We start from the raw sequence: 16,167 nt of genomic DNA, 5'->3' as shown, positions 1-16,167 counted from the left end.
GTCGTCGATCGGCCCGTCGTGGGAGGCCGCGGGCCGGCGTTTCGATTCTCAGACGACGTTTCGCTCCGTCCGCTCGACGCTCCGGTCGAATCGGTCGCTCGAGAGCGCCTCGATATCGACCAGCGACGCCTCGCCGTCTGCGACGAGTTCGGCGACGAGTGTTCCCGTCGCGGGCGCGTGCTGGAAGCCGTGGCCCGAGAACCCCGCCGCGGTGACGAACCCCGGAACCGTCTCCTCGACGATGGCGCTGTCATCCGGCGTCACGGCGTACAGCCCCGCCCAACCGCGTTTGACCGCCGACTCGGGGCCGAAGTAGGTCGTCCACTCCGAGACGGTCTCGAGGGCGTCGATACTCCACTCGAAGTCCATCGATCGGGTGTACAGGTCCGGGTCACTGGCCGGATCGACCGCCGAAAAGTGCCCGCCGACCAGCGCGTCGCCGTCCCGCTCGGGTCGAAAGTACGATCCGCTCTCGAGGTCGATCGTCAGCGGATCGGACTCGGGTACGGGAGTTTCGGGTTGGACGACGGCGATCTGGCGGCGCTTCGGGGTGATGGGGAGCGACACGTCGGCCATCGCCGCGACCTCGCCGGCCCACGGGCCCGCGGCGTTGACGACGTAGTCGGCCTCGAGTCGGCCCTCGGACGTCTCGACGCCGACCACCCGCCGCGATTCCTCGTCGTCTCGAGCGCTGGACTCCTCCCGGATTACGTCCACGACGGGTGTCTTCGTTCGGACGTCGACCCCCGCGTCGGCCGCCGCTCGCGCGTACCCCTGCAGGGCGAGGTGCGGGTCCGCGAAACCGTCCGCCGGGGAGTACGTCGCCGCGACGAACTGTTCGGAGTCGATTCCCGGGCAGTGCTCGCTCGCCTCGTCGGGCGTGAGAAGTTCGCTCGGAACGCCGCGGTCGTTCTGCATGGCGACGGCCTCGTCGAACCCCGCCGCGGTCTCCTCGCTTCGGGCGAGAAAGAGGTATCCCGGCCGCCGGTAGTCGATGTCGGTCCCGAACCGTTCCTCGAAGGCGTTCCAGACGCGCATGCTCTCGAGCGAGAGGTCGACGTTGACCGGCGTCGAGAACTGCGCGCGGATGCCGCCCGCGGATCGCTCGGTGCTCCCCGATCCAATCGACCCCTGCTCACAGACGACGACGTCGACGCCGCGAGCGGCGAGTTCGTACGCACTCGAGAGTCCGACGATTCCCCCGCCGATCACGACGACTGTCATACGGTATCGAACGACATTTCCCGGGATAAAGATTCGTTCGAACGGAGCGGACTGACACTCAGAACCGATCCGGCGAGAGGTGGTCCAGATATTCGTCCTCGGGATCTCCCTCGAGTACGTCGTGAACCACGTCCGCGACGGCCGGGGCGAGCGTGATCCCCTGCCCAGTCAGTCCGCAGGCGACGACGAACCCGTCGACGTTCGTCTCGCCGACGATGGGTCTCCCGTCCGGCGTGACGGTTCGACAGCCGAGCCACTCGTCGACGACCGTCGCGCCCTCGAGTCCGGGAACGACGGCTGCGAGTTCCGAGGCGGAGTCCGCGTATCCGTCCGGGACGGCACAGTCGTCCGGATCGTGCCGCTGACCGTCGGCGTACGCCGTCCGGTACTCGCCGACCCACGCTCCCGGTCCGTCGTCGCCGCCCGTCGGGCGAACGTAGCGTTTGGACTCGAGAATCGTCACCGGACTCTCGAGCGGGTGGTCGGTCTCGAGGGCCGCCATCGGTCCGAGCGTCTGCCTGAGCGGGAGCGACACGTCGACCATCTCGTTCAGCTCCGGGGCCCACGGACCGGTCGCGTTGATAACGTAGTCGGCGTCGAAACTGCCCGTTTCGGTTTCGACGCTCGAGACGGCTCCCTCGCGCGTCTGCACGTCGGTGACGGTTGCTCCCGTCCGAACGTCGACACCCATCCGTCGGGCGCAGTCGGCGAACCAGTTCGCGACGGCGACCGGATCGCAGAGTCGGTCGTTCGGCGTGTGCAGTCCGCCGACGAATCCGTCGGGCTCGACGCCGAGTCGGGACAGTTCGTCCGCCCCCAGGTACGACGCGTCGACGTTGTGTTCGTCGAGCGTCGCCGCGGATTCCTCGAGTCGCTCCGCGAACTGGTCCGTTTCGGCGAGATAGCAGACGCCGATTCGCGTCGATTCGAGCGGGCCGCGATCGAACAGTCCGTCGTAGACCGACCGGGCGCGCGCCCGGAATCGTAGGTCGAACGGCGTCGGGTCGATCACGGTCTCCATCAGGATGCCCGCCGAGGCCGCCGTCGTCTCGCTGCCGATTTGCGAACGCTCGAGGAGCGTAACGTCGTGGTCGGTTTCGCCGAGTCGCGCCGCGACCGCACACCCGACGATTCCTCCACCGGCGATGACGGTTCTCATACGGGATGGTACCACGACCAACTACAAACGCGCTCCGCCGAGGGGCTACCGGGGACCGCTCCTGCGGCCCGAACAACGGCACCACTGAAGTGGGCCTGCGACGAGTTTCGCGTATGGTTCGCGTGCTCTCCCACGAGGATATCGCGTCGGTGCTCGACCTCGAGGCGCTGTTGCCCGTCGTCGCGGACGCCTTCGAGAAGCAACGGACAGGGGCCGTCGAACGACCTGAGCGGCCACACTACCCGATCGGAACGGGGCTCGATCTCGACGCACCCTCCGAGCCAACTGGGACCGGACTCTGTATGCCGGCGTACGTCCACGGCGCCGACTACGCGGCGACGAAGCTCGTCACCGTCGTCGAGGACAACCCCGAACGCGGACTGCCGACCGTCACGGCCCAGATTTCGCTCACGAACGCCGAGACCGGCCAGCCGGTCGGCTACCTCGCGGGCAACCGAATCACCAACGCGCGGACGGGCTGCATCGGCGGCCTCGCCGCTCGCGAACTCGCGGCTGAGGGCCCGATAGAGCTGGCGGTGATCGGCGCGGGGACACAGGCCCGCTGGCAGACCCGAGCCATCGCCGCCGCCGTCGGCGTCGACCGACTCGAGTCGATTCGAGTCTACTCGCCGAGCGACTCCCGGATCGACTGCGCACAGGAGCTGGAGTCCGAACTCGGCGTCGAGACGACGCCGGTCTCGAGTTCGCGGGACGCAGTCGAGGATGCGTCGGTCGTCGTCACGACGACGACGAGCACCGAGCCGGTGTTTCCGGGGGAGGCGCTCGCGGCGGGCGCCCTCGTGATCGCCGTCGGCGCGTACACGCCCGAGATGCGCGAACTGGACGAGACGACGATCGAGCGCGCGGCCCGCGTGGTCGCCGACGTCCCGAGCGAGGCCGCCGAGACGGGCGATCTTCGAGGACACGACGACCTCGAGTTGTGTTCGCTGGGCGACGTGCTTGCCGGTACTCACGGCCGCGAGTCCGCCGACGAGATCGTCGTCCTCGAGAGCGTCGGGACGGCGGTGCTCGACGCTGCGGCGGCCGAGTTCGTCTTCGACCGCGCCGTCGATCGAGAGCGGGGGACGACGACCGCGCTGTAGGCGGCGACGGCCGGCCTCGTCGGTCGATCAGCCACGACACTGAAATAGCCGCCCTGCAAAGTACGTCGTAGCTATCTCTCGATGAACACAGCGACAGTGCGAGTCAGTCGGCTCCGGGAGGATCCACTCGAGACGTCGTCGGCGAGTGACGAGCGAGGTGAGAACCCGTGACGCTGCGATCCGTCCCGATCGCCGACCGGGTCACCGACGCCTTCTTCGCGCTCGATCCGGACTTCCGGTTTACCTACCTCAACGAGCGCGCAGAGACCCTGCTGAAGCGCTCTCGAGCGGAGCTGATCGGTCGCGTCATGTGGGACGAGTTCCCACAGACCGTCGAAACTCAGTTCCCCGACCGGTTCCACCGCGCCATGGATGAACAGGTCTCCGTCTCCTTCGAGGTGTACCACGCCCATCTCGAGACTTGGTTCGAAGCCCGCGCCTACCCCTCCGAAAGCGGTCTCTCGGTGTACATGCGCGACGTCACCGAGCGAAAATCACAGGAGACGACGCTCGCCCAGCACGCGGCGGTCGTCGAAGCCGTCCAGGACGCCGTGATCACGCTCGACCGAAACCGGGAGATCGTCACCGTCAACGGCGCGCTCGAGGACGTACTCGACGCCGACCGACGAGAGTTCGTCGGCGAGCACGTCGAAGTGCTCACCAGCCGGGCCGGGATTTCCGACGAGCACGCCGTCGAGATCGGGCGAGCGATCACCGACGTCGACGTCGGCAACGCCGCCGAGCGACGGCTCGAGTTACCGTTCACCGACGCCAGCGGTACCGACCGAATCGGCGAGTTCCGGTTCGTCCCGATCGAGGACGACCTCGCGACCGTCGCCGCCGTCGTCCGCGACGTAACTGACCAGCGCGAGTACGAGCGCGTCGTCACGTCGCTCCACGAGATCACTCGCTGGCTGCTCGAGTCCGACGATCCCGAAGAGATCTGTGCGATCGCCGTCCACGCCGGCAGCGACCTGCTCGATCTCCCGATCAGCGGGGTCTGGCTGCTCGAGGAAGAACAGGGCTACCTCGAGCCGGTCGCCGGAACCGCCGGCGCACACGACGAGTTCGGCGGCCTCCCGCGATTCTACCCCGGCGAAGGCCTCGTCTGGGATACGTTCGAGTCGGGTGACGTCGAACGGTTCGACGACCTCGCGACGGTCGACGACGTCTACAACCCCGAGACGCCGATTCGGTCGGAGATTATCGCTCCGATCGGCACCCACGGCGTCCTCATGACCGGCTCGTTCGACGCCCACCAGTTCGACGAGACCGACGTCGACCTCATCTCGACGCTGGTCGAGAACACCCGGGCGGCGCTCGACCGGGCCGACCGCGAGCAGGTGCTCCGGGAACGGACCGCCGAACTCGAGCGCCAGACCGAGCGACTCGAATCCGTCGCCGACGTCCTCTCGAGCGATCTGAAAGCGCAGCTGTCGTCGCTCGCGGACGCGCTCGAGGCAGAGGGCGGCGAGATGTCGGCCGCTCGCGGGGAGACGCCCGACAACTGGGAGTTCCCGCTCGCGGAGGACTCGGTCGAAGCGACGCTGGACCGTACCGAACGGCTCGTCGACGATATCCGTGAGTTCGCCCGGAACGCGTCGGCCGTCGGCCCCCGGAGCCGGATCGACCTCGAGTCGGCGATCGAGGACGCCCTCGAGCGATCGCGACTGGACAGCGAACGCGTCGTGGTCGAGCAATCGGCGACGCTCAGAGCCGACGCCGATCGGTTCGTCCACCTTCTCGAGACGGTGTTCGACGATGCCGCGGCCCGCGCCGACGGCGAGGTGACGATTCAGGTCGGGCTCGTCGGCTTCGGCACGAGCGATCGCTCGCGGGGCTTTTTCCTGTTGGACGACGCGACCGAAATTCCGCCGACCGCTCACGACCGGGTGCTCGACATCACGACCGACGACGGCGACGCGAGTGCCGGCGTCGAGACGAACATCGACGGACTGGGACTGGCCCTCGTCAGAGCGATCGCCGAAGCCCACGACTGGTCGTTGACGGTCGACAACGGAACCAACGGCGGCACGCGACTCGAGGTCCGCGACGTGACGACGCTCGAGCGCGAGTCAACGGGTTCCAGCTAACGAGTCAGTTCGATTCCCGTAGAATCGAGTCCCGGGTGAGGTCCCGACAGAGCTGTCGGTAGCCGTCCTGCGCGAGCAGTTCAGACATCGTCTCGTCGACCTCGACCCGAAGCACCGCGATCCGGTCTTGCAGTCGGGCGTACTCCTGGCTCGACTTCAGTTCGGCATCGGTTTTCTCGGCGTCGAGCAGGGCTTTCTTCGAGGCGAGCGCGAAGAACTCCTGGAGCTGTTCGTCGTAACTCGATCGGAGCTGTAACTGTTCGACGATTCGGGCCAGCTCGTCCTTCGAGACCGGCTTGACGAGGTAGTCGTCGAACCCCATGCCGATGATGTCGAAGTCCGGTTCCACGGCCGTCACCATCGCGACCCGACAGTCGAGACCGCGGTCGCGAATGGTCGTGAGAATACGATCCCCGGAGAGCCCGGGCATGCGTCGATCGAGCAGGACGATGTCGATACCGTCGTCGATGGCGTTCAGTGCCGTCTCGCCGTCGTAGGCCGTCTCGATGTCGCACGATTCCCCGAGCCAGGCGGCGTAGAGATCCGCGAGGTCCGGTTCGTCTTCGACGATCAGGACGGACGGGGTGGTAGTGGCCATCGAACAGTGTCCTCCGGGCTCTCAGTTCGTTGGAGGAATCGTACCACGGGTATATCAAGATATCGGGCGCCAGATAATTGCCGATTCGATGGATGATCGTCCGAGAAGCTGTCGACTACTCGAGTTCCCGCTCGATCGTCGCTCGATGCTCTCGAATCTCGCCTGCATCCGTTGCGATCGTTCGATTGCCGACGGTAAGCGCGAGCGTGCCGTCGCCGGTCGCCGAGCCGAGTTCGACGACCGGTGCGACGCCGTCGAACGCCGCGCTGACGGCCTCGGGAGCGTCGGTCTGGATCAACGCGCGACCGGGCTGTTCGTGGAAGAGGGCTGCAGCGACCGCCTCGTCGTCCGCGTCGTCTGCGACCGGGAGCGAGACTTCGAGTCCCGCGTCCTCGGTGACCATCTCGGCCAGCGAGACGGCGAGACCGCCGTGGCTGACGTCGTGGACCGCGAGCGTCGCGTCGTCGGTCGCCACGTCGGCGAGCGTCTCGACGACGGCCGCGGGATCGGCGGGGAGTTTGGGGAATACGTCGCTGCCGCCGTGACGAGCGAGGTACTCGGAGCCGCCGAGACGGGCCTCACCGCTCTCGAGGCCGAGATCGCCAACGAGCAAGAGCGTACTGTCAGAGTCAGGCGCGACCGACAGCGGCGGGGCGTCGTACCCCGCCTTGGTGCCGACCATCGCGAGCGTCGGCGTCGGCGGGATCGGCCCGGTAACGGAATCGTTGTACAGTGAGACGTTGCCGCCGACGACCGGCGCGGACAGTGCTTCGCACATGTCCGCGAGACCGTCGACGATTCCCCTGAAGCCGCCGTAGACGTCCGGCTTTTCGGGGTTACCGCCGTTGAGGCAGTCGACGGCGGCCAGCGGGGTGGCACCCTTGGCGGCGATGTTCGTCGCGTTCTCGAGGGCGACGGCACGGGCCCCTTCGAAGGGGGCGGTACTCGTCCAGCCCGGGGCGGCACCCGACGAAATGGCGAGTCCTTGCTCGGCTTCACGAACGGCGATAATCGCCGCGTCGTCGCCCGGCCCGACGCTCGTACGGACGCCGACCTCGTGGTCGTACTGCCGGTAGACCCACCGCTTCGAGGCGGTGTTCGGACTCGAGACGATCGTCTCGAAAGCGTCCTCGAGGTCAACCTCGGGGAGGTTGGTCTCGGGTTGGGCCGGCTCCTCGCTCTCGAGGTCGTTCATCGGGGCGCCCTCGCCGAGGAAGTAGGCGTCGACGTCGACGACGGTCTCTCCCTCGAACGTGCAGGTGTAGTTCTGCTCGGTGACTTCGCCGATGACCGAACAGCCGAGATCGAATCGCTCGGCGATTTCCGCGACGCGGTCGACGTTGCCGGGTTCGACCTCGTAACACATCCGTTCCTGGGATTCGGCGAGCAGGATCTCCAAGGCGTTCATGTTCGGCTCGCGCTGGTGGACGCGCTCGAGTTCGATGTGGGCGCCGAGACCGCCCTTGGCGACGAGTTCGCTCGAGGCACCGCCGAGGCCGGCGGCGCCGAGGTCGCGGGCGGACTCGATCAGGCCCTCGTCGACGAGTTGCTCGTTGGCCTCGATGAGCAGCTTTTCGGCGTAGGGGTCGCCGACCTGGACGGCCGGTCGATCCTCGGTTTCGGCATCCTCCGCGAGGTCTTCGCTGGCGAAGCTCGCGCCGCCCAGCCCGTCGCGTCCGGTGCCGTTGCCGACGAGGACGAGTTTGTTTCCTGGCTGCTGGGCGACGGCCGTGACGAGTCGCTCCGCGTTCGTCAGGCCGACGCAGGCGACGTTCACGAGGGGGTTGCCCTCGTAGTCGGGGTGGAAGTCGACGCTGCCGGCGACCGTCGGCACGCCGATGCAGTTTCCGTAGTGGCTGATCCCCTCGACGACACCCTCGAAGAGGTACTTCGAGTGCTCGTCGTCGAACTCGCCGAAGTACAGCGAGTCCGCCAGCGCGATCGGGTAGGCTCCCATCGAGAGCGTGTCCCGAACGATGCCGCCGACGCCCGTGGCGGCCCCGTCGAACGGGTCGACGTAGGACGGGTGGTTGTGGCTCTCGATCCCCATCGTGATGTAGGTCGACCCCTCCTCGTCGCCGCCGTCCTCGCTTCCGGGCAGCGCGACGACCGCCGCGTCGTCACCCGGCCCGATGACGACCTGCTCGCCCTCGCTGTCGAAGGCCGAGAGCAGCGGTCTCGAGGAGCGGTACGCGCAGTGTTCGCTCCAGAGGTTCTCGAACAGCGCCGCCTCCGCTGGAGTCGGCTCTCGCTCCAACTCTTCGACGACGAGTTCGCGGTCCGAATCGGCAAGACTCATTCATGTCGGTGATGGAAGTCGGGTAGTAAAGGGGTTTCTATGTGCACGTTCGTGCATCCTTTAGGGAGAGTACGGGGCCACAATCGATAGCCGGATCAAAAATGGACTCACTCCGGGAACGAGACGGTTCCATCCGTCCCTGCCACGTGTGTCACCGTCCCCGAGTCGACGGCGATCCCGTTCGTATTCACGATATCGACGGTGATCTCGTACGTGTCACCTTCCGTCCCACCCTGTCTGTACGCGACCGATCCCGTCGGGAACGCATCGGTCGATTCCTCTCTCGTCGCCCATCCCTTGTTCGGTTCGGTGTTCGTAAACGTCACGCGAACCTCCTCGAACCGGTCCGGCCCGGATACCTCGTATGCGACCGTATAGTCGGTGTTGTTGTTCAGGGTCTCGTCGGAGACGGTGAACGACTCGAGTCGTGGCCCGTCCGGATCGGTCGGCTGTTGATTCCCCGGCGGTTCGCTACCGTCGGCGACGTCCGTAACGGTCTCTGTGAGCACGACCGACCCGGTCGAATCGTACACGTCGAACGTAATCCGATACTCGCTGTTTCCGGCCCCACCCTGATTGTACTCGATTACTCCCTCAGTCGCGGTCCGTGATTCGGTAACGGTATCGACCCAGCCGAGGTCGAGATTTTCGAACGTGACGCTGATACTGTCGAAATCGCTGACGCCGCTGACCTGATAGGTGATCCGATACTCGGCGTTGTTGTTCCGTGATCGGTCGCTGATCGATCGAACCAGCGCCGGCCCCGAATCGACATCGACTGCCCGAGTCAGGGCGATCGAAATCCCGTCGTTATCGGTTGCAGTAATCTCGAAGGGAAGTGCGTTCGTCCCGGTCGCACTCCCCTCCGCTACTGATACCGAGACCGTGTTCGAGACACCACTCGCGAGGGAGTGTGTCGACGGGGAAACGGCTCCCTGAGACGGGTCGACGAGTGCTACCGAGACCGTCAACGCAGTCGCCGTATTGTTGGTCACCGTCGCGAGTGGCTGGTCACTGCTCCCGGCTTCGACGCTCGAAACCCGAGTGACACCGAGCAGTGCCGCCTCGTCGTTCGCCGTCGAGACGCTGGTCACACGGCCCGCTCGAGTTCGGGAGAACGCATACGAATCGCCCACGATCATCGCACCACCGAGGCCAACGAGAAGGCCGCCAGCGACGAAGGTGCGCCGAGAAAGCGTCCCGCTTCCTCGATCAGTTGGGCGACGATCGGACATACGACAGAGAAGCGTTCAGCGGTCAAGTATGTGCTGGCTCGAGAACGGTTGGCCGTCCTCAGTTATCGCGCGAGAGAAAGAGAAAAAGAGAAACGAGGGGTGGGCTCAGACGTCGCAGTCTTCGAGCCAGCTCCCGGCCCAGCACTCGATCTCGTCGAAGACCGGCTCGAGGGACCTGCCCTTGTCTGTGAGACTGTAGTACGTTGCAATAGGGGCGTCCTCCTCGATCCGGCGTTCGACAAAGCCCATTTCGCCGAGGTCGTCGAGCACGCGCGAGAGGGTGCGCGCGTTCGCGTCGGTCGAGCGCTTGAGTTCGTTGAACCGCTGTTCGCCCTCGAGGAGTTCGTGGAGGACAGCCAGTCGCCACTGGGAGCCGATCTGCTCGAGGGATTCGATGACGGGGCAGGCGTTGGGCTGATCGTCCTGGGGGGCGGACTGCTCGTCGCGGGATTGGGGCTGTTGGGAAGCCATCGTCTGAATCTACGCTGGCTACGGTACGAACCGTTTTAGCAGTTCGGGTCCGAACCAGCTAACACGGCGTTAGTGGCCTCGGTACGGACCGAACGCGCGCCCACACACATGACAGACTCACCTCCGACAGACGAGACCGACCCGGACGCTATCGACGGCGGGACCGAACCGAACGACCGCGACGCTCGCCTCGAAATCGACCCTAAAACGCACTCGGGATCGCTCTATCGCGTGCTCTCGAGTGCGGTCGTCCCACGCCCTATCGCGTGGGTGAGCACCCGCAGCGACGACGGCGTCGACAACCTCGCGCCGTACAGCTTCTTCACCGTCGCCTCGGTCGAGCCGCCCGTCCTGCTGTTCGCGCCCGTCGACGGCGCCGAGGGACTCAAGGATACCCCGCGAAACGCCCGCGAATCGGGCGAGTTCGTCGTCAATATCGTCACCGACGGTCTCGAGAAAGCGATGAACGAGACCAGCGCGAGTTTGCCGGCGGGCGAGAGCGAGTTCGATCACGCGGACATCGACCGGGCCGCCTCGACCGTGGTCGACGTTTCTCGAGTCGCCGACGCGAAGATCGCGTTCGAGTGTACCCTCCGGGATCATCTCGACGTTGGCGGCTCGACGCTCGTGCTGGGGGACGTCCGATACGTCCACCTGGACGAGTCGGTGACCACCGACGGGAAAATCGACGTGAACGACGTCGACGCGGTCGGTCGGCTGGCGGGGAGTCTGTACGCGCGGACCGACAACCGGTTCGGGCTCGAGCGACCGCCGTAATGGATGCCGGATAGCGGGAGCGAATCGCCCTCGCTTCGAAGCGATCTGAATCCTTGCGGCAAGTGTAAGGAACTCACATGCCATTAGATCTCTGGGTTTATTTCACCGGAAGTCCAAAGACAGCACGTGTCTGACGAAGAAGACGACCAGATAGATTTGAATAAGATGGCTCTGGGGATTGCGTTCGGACCGCTACTAGGAGCCGCTCTTGGACTCGCACTGGGTGATATTACGATAGGTATTACATTTGGTATGGTTCTCGGTATCTTTCTCGGTGTGATGTGGGGCCTAACGTGAACTACCACGCGCGAACTTGAACAGTCGTTGTACTCGCATAGAGGCCTACCGAATCGGACACCGAAATACAACGACGACCGAGACGCGTCCTACTCGACGAGCAGCGCTTCGAGTCGCTCGAGCGCGCGCAGACAGATCGGGACGGAGCCGACGGCGTGCAGCGGGAGTTCGAAGACGATCCGACACCGACTCTCGCCGAGGTCGTCGACCCGGTGGGCCGCGATCGGCACTCCCGACATCCGCCAGTTCCATCGCCGATCCGAGCAGTCGGTGATCCGAAACGGGACCCAGACGCCCGAGACCCGTACGCGACCGGTGGTCCCCGAACGAACCCGCCGGTCGGTCGACTCGACGCCGTTGACGAGCGGTGACCACTCGGGCCATCGGGCGGTGTCGACGAGCAGTTCCCAGGCGTCCGCTGCGGGGGCTTCGAGGACGTGCGAGGCCTCGAGGCGGCGACCGTCCGGGGTGTGTGCAGTCCGGAGTTGGGTCATCTGTCTCGAGAATACGGTTTCATCGGGTATGGAGGTTTGGTAGGATCGGCTCGAAGGGGCGACGTGTTTCGGAGAGCTGTTCGGAAAACATCGGTGAGTTCGACCGGGGCGATGTGGCAAGCTCCGTCGCCGGTACTGAGCGAGCGTCTCGAGAGGCCACCCGAACGACATAACCGATCCAGTATCTGCTACTGACGGTGACCGTCACTAGCCGCTACACTTTACTGACGGCTCTTCGACGCTCGAGTAACGAATGGCGATACTCGAAGTGGACGACCTCCGCAAGGAGTACGGCGGCTTTACCGCCGTCGACGGCAGTTCGTTTGCGATCGAGCGCGGCGAGGTCTTCGGCGTCGTCGGTCCCAACGGCGCGGGCAAGACGACGACGCTGAAGATGCTCGCGGGGCTCATCGAGCCGACCGCCGGCACTGCCGTGGTCGCCGGCCACACCCCCGGCGACCCCGAGATGGCCCGGCAACTCGGCTTCCTCCCCGAGGAATCTCCCCTGTACGAGGAGATGACCGCGACCGACTACCTCGAGTTCTTCGCGGACCTCTACGACGTCCCCCGAAGCGTCGCTCGCGACCGGATCGACCGCACGCTCGAGCGTCTCGACCTCGAGCATCGCGACCGCCGACTCGGCAACATGTCGAAGGGGATGAAACGCAAGGTGGCCATCGCGCGGGCGCTCGTGAACGACCCCGACGTCCTAATCTTCGACGAACCCGCCTCCGGACTGGATCCCCTGACGACCAACTACATCATCGAGTTCACCCAGGAGTTGAGCGACGAGGGGAAGACGATCGTCTTCAGCGCGCACAACCTCTTTCACGTCGAGAGCGTCTGCGATCGGATCATCATCATGAACGACGGGCGGATCGTCGCCCGCGGGACCATCGACTCGATTCGGGAGGCCCACGGCGGCACCGAGTACCACGTCTACGCGACGGTCGACGCCGGAAGCGGAGAGTCGATCGACGATGAGTTCCGTCACGTCGTCGCGGATATGACCGGCGTAGAGACCGTCCGTGAAACCGTCGAACGCGAAGGCGGTCGGATCACGGACATCCAGACGGAGACACCGACGCTCGAGGACATCTTCCTCGAGGTCGCAAGCGAGAGCCGCGAAAACAGCGAAAGCCACGAAGACAACAATAGGCGAAACGGTGCCGAACGCGACGGCCGAGACAGCGACGAATCCGGTAGATCGGATTCCGACGAGGACGCGGCGGAGGCGCGGACGTGAGCGACGAGCGCGAACGGGACACGCGCTCCGGCGCCGCTCGACTCCGCGGCGTGCTGGCGCGGACGGCACGGATATCCCGCTGGGAGGTCTCCCGAAGCACCGGCACGGTCGATCGGAAGACGGCGCTCGTGCTCGCGGGACTGCTCCTGACCGTCGGCATCGTCGGGATCTCCGTCGCCGACGAGGGACTCGGTCTCGAGGACGAACTCTACGTGATGGCCGTCGACGAGGGCAGCCAGTACCACGACGTCGCCGTCGAGAGCGACTCCTTTCGGGTGATCGGACTCGAGGACCTCGAGATCGACGACGGCGGGGAGGACGCGAACGCCGACGTGGTGGTCACACAACGAGGACAGATCGGCCACGTCGGTCCGAACGGCGCGGTCGCTTACGACGCGTTCCGCGACGCAGTCGAGGAGTACAACGAACGACGGCTGAGTCAGGAGGCGAATCAAACCGCAGCGTATCCGGTACTGGTCGACCTCGAGTATCGGGACCGCGACCTCGGCGGGGCGACGGCTGACGGTGACGGAACTGAAACTGACGAGAGCGGAACCGGTGACGACGACTCGACCACCGACGGGAACGGAACGGGTGAAACGACGGACGACACCGGCGATGACTCCGTCACTGGTACTGAGGACTCGAGCGACGGTGGGGGTACCACTGACGGAACTGGTGGCACGAGCGACGGCAGTCTCCAAGTCCCCGACGTCGGCAGCGGCGCCACGGGGGACGCCTCGGGGACGCCGGGGTCGATCTCGCCGCCGTTTCCCTTCCAGTCACTGCTGCTCGCCTTCCTGTTCGTCGTTCCGATGAACTTCGTCATCCAGGCCTACGGGAGCACGATCATGGACGAGCGAATCAAACGCCGCGGCGAACTGTTGCTCGTCTCGCCGGCCTCGAGCCGCGAGATCGTCGCCGGCAAGACGCTGCCGTATTTGGTGGGGCTCGTCGCTATCGCCGTCGCGATCACGCTCGCCGTCGGCGGCGGCCTCCTCTCGGTCGCCGCGGCGATCCCGATCGCGCTGCTCTTTCTGGCGGCTACGTTCGTCGGCGCGATGCTCGCACGCTCGTACAAGGAGCTCACGTTCGTGACGGTCACGATCAGCGTCTTCCTGACGACGTACACGTTCATTCCGGCGGTGTTCGCCGACGTCACGCCGATCGCGCTGATCTCGCCGCTGACGCTGATCGTGATGGACTTGCAGGGCGAGACGGCCCGACTCGGCGAGTACCTCTTCTCGACGGGGCCGTTCCTCGCCAGCGCGGGCGTCTGCTTCCTGCTCGGCCTCGGCGTCTACCGCGAGGAGGACATGTTCGCCCAGAAGGCGATTCCGGTGAAGGTGATCGACGCCCTCGCGAGTCGACTCCACGGCTACCGAAGTGTCCCGATTCTGTCGATGCTCTTTATCCCGTTCGTCTTCACGGCTCAGTTGCTCGCCGTCGCCCTCTTGTTCGCGATTCCGGAGACGATCGCCCTCCCCGTAATCTTCGTCCTCGCGGCGGCCATCGAGGAGTTCGCCAAGAGCATCCACGTCTACGCCGGCTTCGCCCGCTCGAAATTCGAGTCCTCGCTCCGAATCGCCGTCCTCCTCGGCGTCCTCTCCGGGGTCGGCTTCTTCGTCGGCGAGAAGTTCACCCACGTCGCCCAGTTCGTGGGCCTCCCCGAACTGACGGTCGGCGTCGCCGCCTTCGGCCCGGCGCTCTCGAGCGATCCGCTGCTCCTCCTCGCGCTCTTTTTCGCCCCGCTGGTCTTGCACGTCGTGACCGCCGTGATCTCCGCGCTCGGCGCGAGTCGCGGACAGAACGCGTACGCGGTCGCGTTCGTGATCGCGACGCTCGTTCACGCGGCCTACAACCTCGGGGTGATCGCCCTTGCCGCGTGATCGCGACCGGCGAAACGGGCGAAACGGAGTACGCGACTCGAGCGACGAGCGGGCCCGCGACGGCTCGACTCCCGTCCAGCGCGGCCCGAATCCGCCGCGACCGGCGGACAGCACGCCGAGCGCGGACTCCCGTCTCGGCTCGCTGCTCGGACCGATCGGCTCGCTCTTCGGTCCCCGCTGGGCGGTCGCCCGCCGCGAACTCGGCTCGCTTCGCTCCGAGAAGACCATCGTCCTCGCGCTGGCGATCCAGCTCGTCATCGCCGGCTTCTCCTCGTTTCTCGTCGTCGGGCTGGTCTCGCTGTACGATCCTGGCTCCACGGAGGGCTACGGCGCCGAGATCGTCATCGTCGGCGAGGACGCCGACGACGTCCAGCAGCTTCGGGCGCTCGCGGACCAGCGCGACGGTCTCGAGCCGACCGTCGCCGGCGATCGCGACGAGGCCATCCAGGCGTTCGACGACGGGCAGTTCGAGGCCGTCCTCGAGGTGACCAGAGACGCCGAGGATCGGCTCGTCGTCGGGGTAACCGCGGCCGACGACGGCCTCGAGACGACGTTGCTCGTCGTCCAGTTGCAGGACCTCCTCGAGGCGCTCGAGCACGAGGTGCGCGTCGCCAACGTCGACGCCCTCGACGCGCCACCCCTGACCGTCCCGGCCGAGACGGATGCGAGCCCGTACGTCGAGTTCACCTACACCGTACTGGTGCCGCTGTTGTTGTTCTTGCCGGTGTTCATCAGCGGCTCAATCGTCGTCGACTCGCTGATCGAGGAGCGCTCACGAGGGACACTCGAGTTGCTCCGGGTCAGCCCGCTGTCGCTCGTCGACATCGCCGACGCGAAGCTGCTCACGATCGCGGCGCTGGCGCCGCTACAGGCTGCTGCGTGGCTCGTTCTCCTCGCGTTCAACGGGACCGGAATCGCGTCGCCGACGGCGCTGGTCGTCCTCGTCGCGGCGCTCGCGTTGCTGGTCACCGCGGTCGGAACCGGCATCGCACTCGTCGCACCCGACAGACGGCAGGCCCAGATTGGATACTCCGTCGGCATTGTCGCCGCGTTAGTGGTCGCGACCCTGCTGCCCGAACATCCTGCGAACACGGTTGCGAAGTTCGCGATCGGGAGTCCGACGGCGACGACCTGGCTCTCGCTCGCCGGCTACTGTCTGATCGCGCTCGTCGTCTTCCTCGGGGTCCGGTCGGCTATCGCTCGGCTCGATGCCGATTCGCTTTGAACTGGATCGCTCCCGTCGGAGTCGTCGAATACGCTACTCTCGCTCTCTCAAACTTTA

Annotated in this window: 14 protein-coding genes; 7 read left to right on the top strand and 7 right to left on the bottom strand. The window is 65.9% G+C overall.

Annotated features, from left to right (window positions below):
- Window positions 1-48: 48 nt before the first annotated feature.
- Together ACSFDB_RS01175 and ACSFDB_RS01170 are read right to left on the bottom strand one after the other, a co-directional pair.
- Window positions 49-1,224: an NAD(P)/FAD-dependent oxidoreductase gene (locus tag ACSFDB_RS01175; RefSeq protein WP_440769228.1), complete on the bottom strand. Its 1,176-nt coding sequence runs from the start codon at window positions 1,222-1,224 to the stop codon at window positions 49-51.
- Window positions 1,225-1,282: 58 nt separating this feature from the next.
- The gene (locus ACSFDB_RS01170) at window positions 1,283-2,383 is read right to left on the bottom strand and encodes an NAD(P)/FAD-dependent oxidoreductase (protein ID WP_440769227.1); all 1,101 of its coding nucleotides are present in this window, start codon (window positions 2,381-2,383) and stop codon (window positions 1,283-1,285) included.
- Window positions 2,384-2,496: 113 nt separating this feature from the next.
- Here ACSFDB_RS01170 and ACSFDB_RS01165 point away from each other — a divergent pair, with 113 nt between their 5' ends.
- Together ACSFDB_RS01165 and ACSFDB_RS01160 are read left to right on the top strand one after the other, a co-directional pair.
- Complete coding sequence (locus ACSFDB_RS01165; RefSeq protein WP_440769226.1) at window positions 2,497-3,486, top strand: ornithine cyclodeaminase family protein; 990 nt, start codon at window positions 2,497-2,499, stop codon at window positions 3,484-3,486.
- 167 nt (window positions 3,487-3,653) lie between these two features.
- Window positions 3,654-5,579 carry a sensor histidine kinase gene (locus tag ACSFDB_RS01160; protein WP_440769225.1) on the top strand — a complete coding sequence of 642 codons (1,926 nt, stop codon included), beginning with the start codon at window positions 3,654-3,656 and terminating at the stop codon, window positions 5,577-5,579.
- Window positions 5,580-5,583: 4 nt separating this feature from the next.
- On the opposite strand, the gene ACSFDB_RS01155 is transcribed toward ACSFDB_RS01160, so the two are convergent.
- The 4 genes from ACSFDB_RS01155 to ACSFDB_RS01140 form a co-directional block, all read right to left on the bottom strand.
- Window positions 5,584-6,177: a HalX domain-containing protein gene (locus ACSFDB_RS01155; RefSeq protein WP_440769224.1), complete on the bottom strand. Its 594-nt coding sequence runs from the start codon at window positions 6,175-6,177 to the stop codon at window positions 5,584-5,586.
- A gap of 115 nt (window positions 6,178-6,292) precedes the next feature.
- On the bottom strand, window positions 6,293-8,476 hold the full coding sequence (purL, locus tag ACSFDB_RS01150; protein WP_440769223.1) for a phosphoribosylformylglycinamidine synthase subunit PurL: 2,184 nt from the start codon (window positions 8,474-8,476) through the stop codon (window positions 6,293-6,295).
- A 107-nt stretch (window positions 8,477-8,583) separates the two neighbouring features.
- Window positions 8,584-9,711, bottom strand: coding sequence for a hypothetical protein (locus ACSFDB_RS01145; protein WP_440769222.1), 1,128 nt, complete (start codon window positions 9,709-9,711; stop codon window positions 8,584-8,586).
- Window positions 9,712-9,816: 105 nt separating this feature from the next.
- Complete coding sequence (locus tag ACSFDB_RS01140) at window positions 9,817-10,182, bottom strand: winged helix-turn-helix transcriptional regulator (RefSeq protein ID WP_440769221.1); 366 nt, start codon at window positions 10,180-10,182, stop codon at window positions 9,817-9,819.
- A 108-nt stretch (window positions 10,183-10,290) separates the two neighbouring features.
- On the opposite strand from ACSFDB_RS01140, the gene ACSFDB_RS01135 reads away from it, so the two are divergent.
- Together ACSFDB_RS01135 and ACSFDB_RS01130 are read left to right on the top strand one after the other, a co-directional pair.
- On the top strand, window positions 10,291-10,959 hold the full coding sequence (locus ACSFDB_RS01135) for a flavin reductase family protein (RefSeq protein WP_440769220.1): 669 nt from the start codon (window positions 10,291-10,293) through the stop codon (window positions 10,957-10,959).
- Window positions 10,960-11,085: 126 nt separating this feature from the next.
- Entirely contained in the window at window positions 11,086-11,256 is a 171-nt protein-coding gene (locus ACSFDB_RS01130) for a glycine zipper domain-containing protein (protein WP_440765364.1), read from the top strand.
- An 89-nt stretch (window positions 11,257-11,345) separates the two neighbouring features.
- Here the strand turns inward: ACSFDB_RS01130 and ACSFDB_RS01125 are convergent, their stop codons facing one another.
- Window positions 11,346-11,750: an SRPBCC family protein gene (locus tag ACSFDB_RS01125; RefSeq protein WP_440765363.1), complete on the bottom strand. Its 405-nt coding sequence runs from the start codon at window positions 11,748-11,750 to the stop codon at window positions 11,346-11,348.
- A gap of 253 nt (window positions 11,751-12,003) precedes the next feature.
- Here ACSFDB_RS01125 and ACSFDB_RS01120 point away from each other — a divergent pair, with 253 nt between their 5' ends.
- The 3 genes from ACSFDB_RS01120 to ACSFDB_RS01110 are packed head-to-tail and all read left to right on the top strand — an operon-like array spanning window position 12,004 to window position 16,110.
- Window positions 12,004-12,996: an ABC transporter ATP-binding protein gene (locus tag ACSFDB_RS01120; RefSeq protein WP_440769219.1), complete on the top strand. Its 993-nt coding sequence runs from the start codon at window positions 12,004-12,006 to the stop codon at window positions 12,994-12,996.
- Window positions 12,993-14,885: a PrsW family intramembrane metalloprotease gene (locus tag ACSFDB_RS01115; RefSeq protein ID WP_440769218.1), complete on the top strand. Its 1,893-nt coding sequence runs from the start codon at window positions 12,993-12,995 to the stop codon at window positions 14,883-14,885. Before ACSFDB_RS01120 ends, ACSFDB_RS01115 begins: the two co-directional genes overlap by 4 nt.
- Window positions 14,875-16,110, top strand: coding sequence for an ABC transporter permease (locus ACSFDB_RS01110; protein ID WP_440769217.1), 1,236 nt, complete (start codon window positions 14,875-14,877; stop codon window positions 16,108-16,110). The genes ACSFDB_RS01115 and ACSFDB_RS01110 overlap by 11 nt, the downstream gene beginning before the upstream one ends.
- The last annotated feature ends 57 nt before the right edge of the window (window positions 16,111-16,167 follow it).

The organism is Natronorubrum amylolyticum, assembly GCF_052040145.1.
In the GTDB taxonomy this organism is placed as follows: Archaea; Halobacteriota; Halobacteria; order Halobacteriales; family Natrialbaceae; genus Natronorubrum.
Note: the sequence above shows the minus strand (reverse complement) of the source record. Positions and strands in the feature narration are given on the sequence as shown.

Bases quoted from the DNA above. Each gene is read 5' to 3' on its own strand.
- ACSFDB_RS01175 (WP_440769228.1), bottom strand. From the start codon at position 1,224: ATGACAGTCGTCGTGATCGGCGGGGGAATCGTCGGACTCTCGAGTGCG.
- ACSFDB_RS01170 (WP_440769227.1), bottom strand. From the start codon at position 2,383: ATGAGAACCGTCATCGCCGGTGGAGGAATCGTCGGGTGTGCGGTCGCG.
- ACSFDB_RS01165 (WP_440769226.1), top strand. From the start codon at position 2,497: ATGGTTCGCGTGCTCTCCCACGAGGATATCGCGTCGGTGCTCGACCTC.
- ACSFDB_RS01155 (WP_440769224.1), bottom strand. From the start codon at position 6,177: ATGGCCACTACCACCCCGTCCGTCCTGATCGTCGAAGACGAACCGGAC.
- purL (WP_440769223.1), bottom strand. From the start codon at position 8,476: ATGAGTCTTGCCGATTCGGACCGCGAACTCGTCGTCGAAGAGTTGGAG.
- ACSFDB_RS01145 (WP_440769222.1), bottom strand. From the start codon at position 9,711: ATGTCCGATCGTCGCCCAACTGATCGAGGAAGCGGGACGCTTTCTCGG.
- ACSFDB_RS01140 (WP_440769221.1), bottom strand. From the start codon at position 10,182: ATGGCTTCCCAACAGCCCCAATCCCGCGACGAGCAGTCCGCCCCCCAG.
- ACSFDB_RS01135 (WP_440769220.1), top strand. From the start codon at position 10,291: ATGACAGACTCACCTCCGACAGACGAGACCGACCCGGACGCTATCGAC.
- ACSFDB_RS01125 (WP_440765363.1), bottom strand. From the start codon at position 11,750: ATGACCCAACTCCGGACTGCACACACCCCGGACGGTCGCCGCCTCGAG.
- ACSFDB_RS01120 (WP_440769219.1), top strand. From the start codon at position 12,004: ATGGCGATACTCGAAGTGGACGACCTCCGCAAGGAGTACGGCGGCTTT.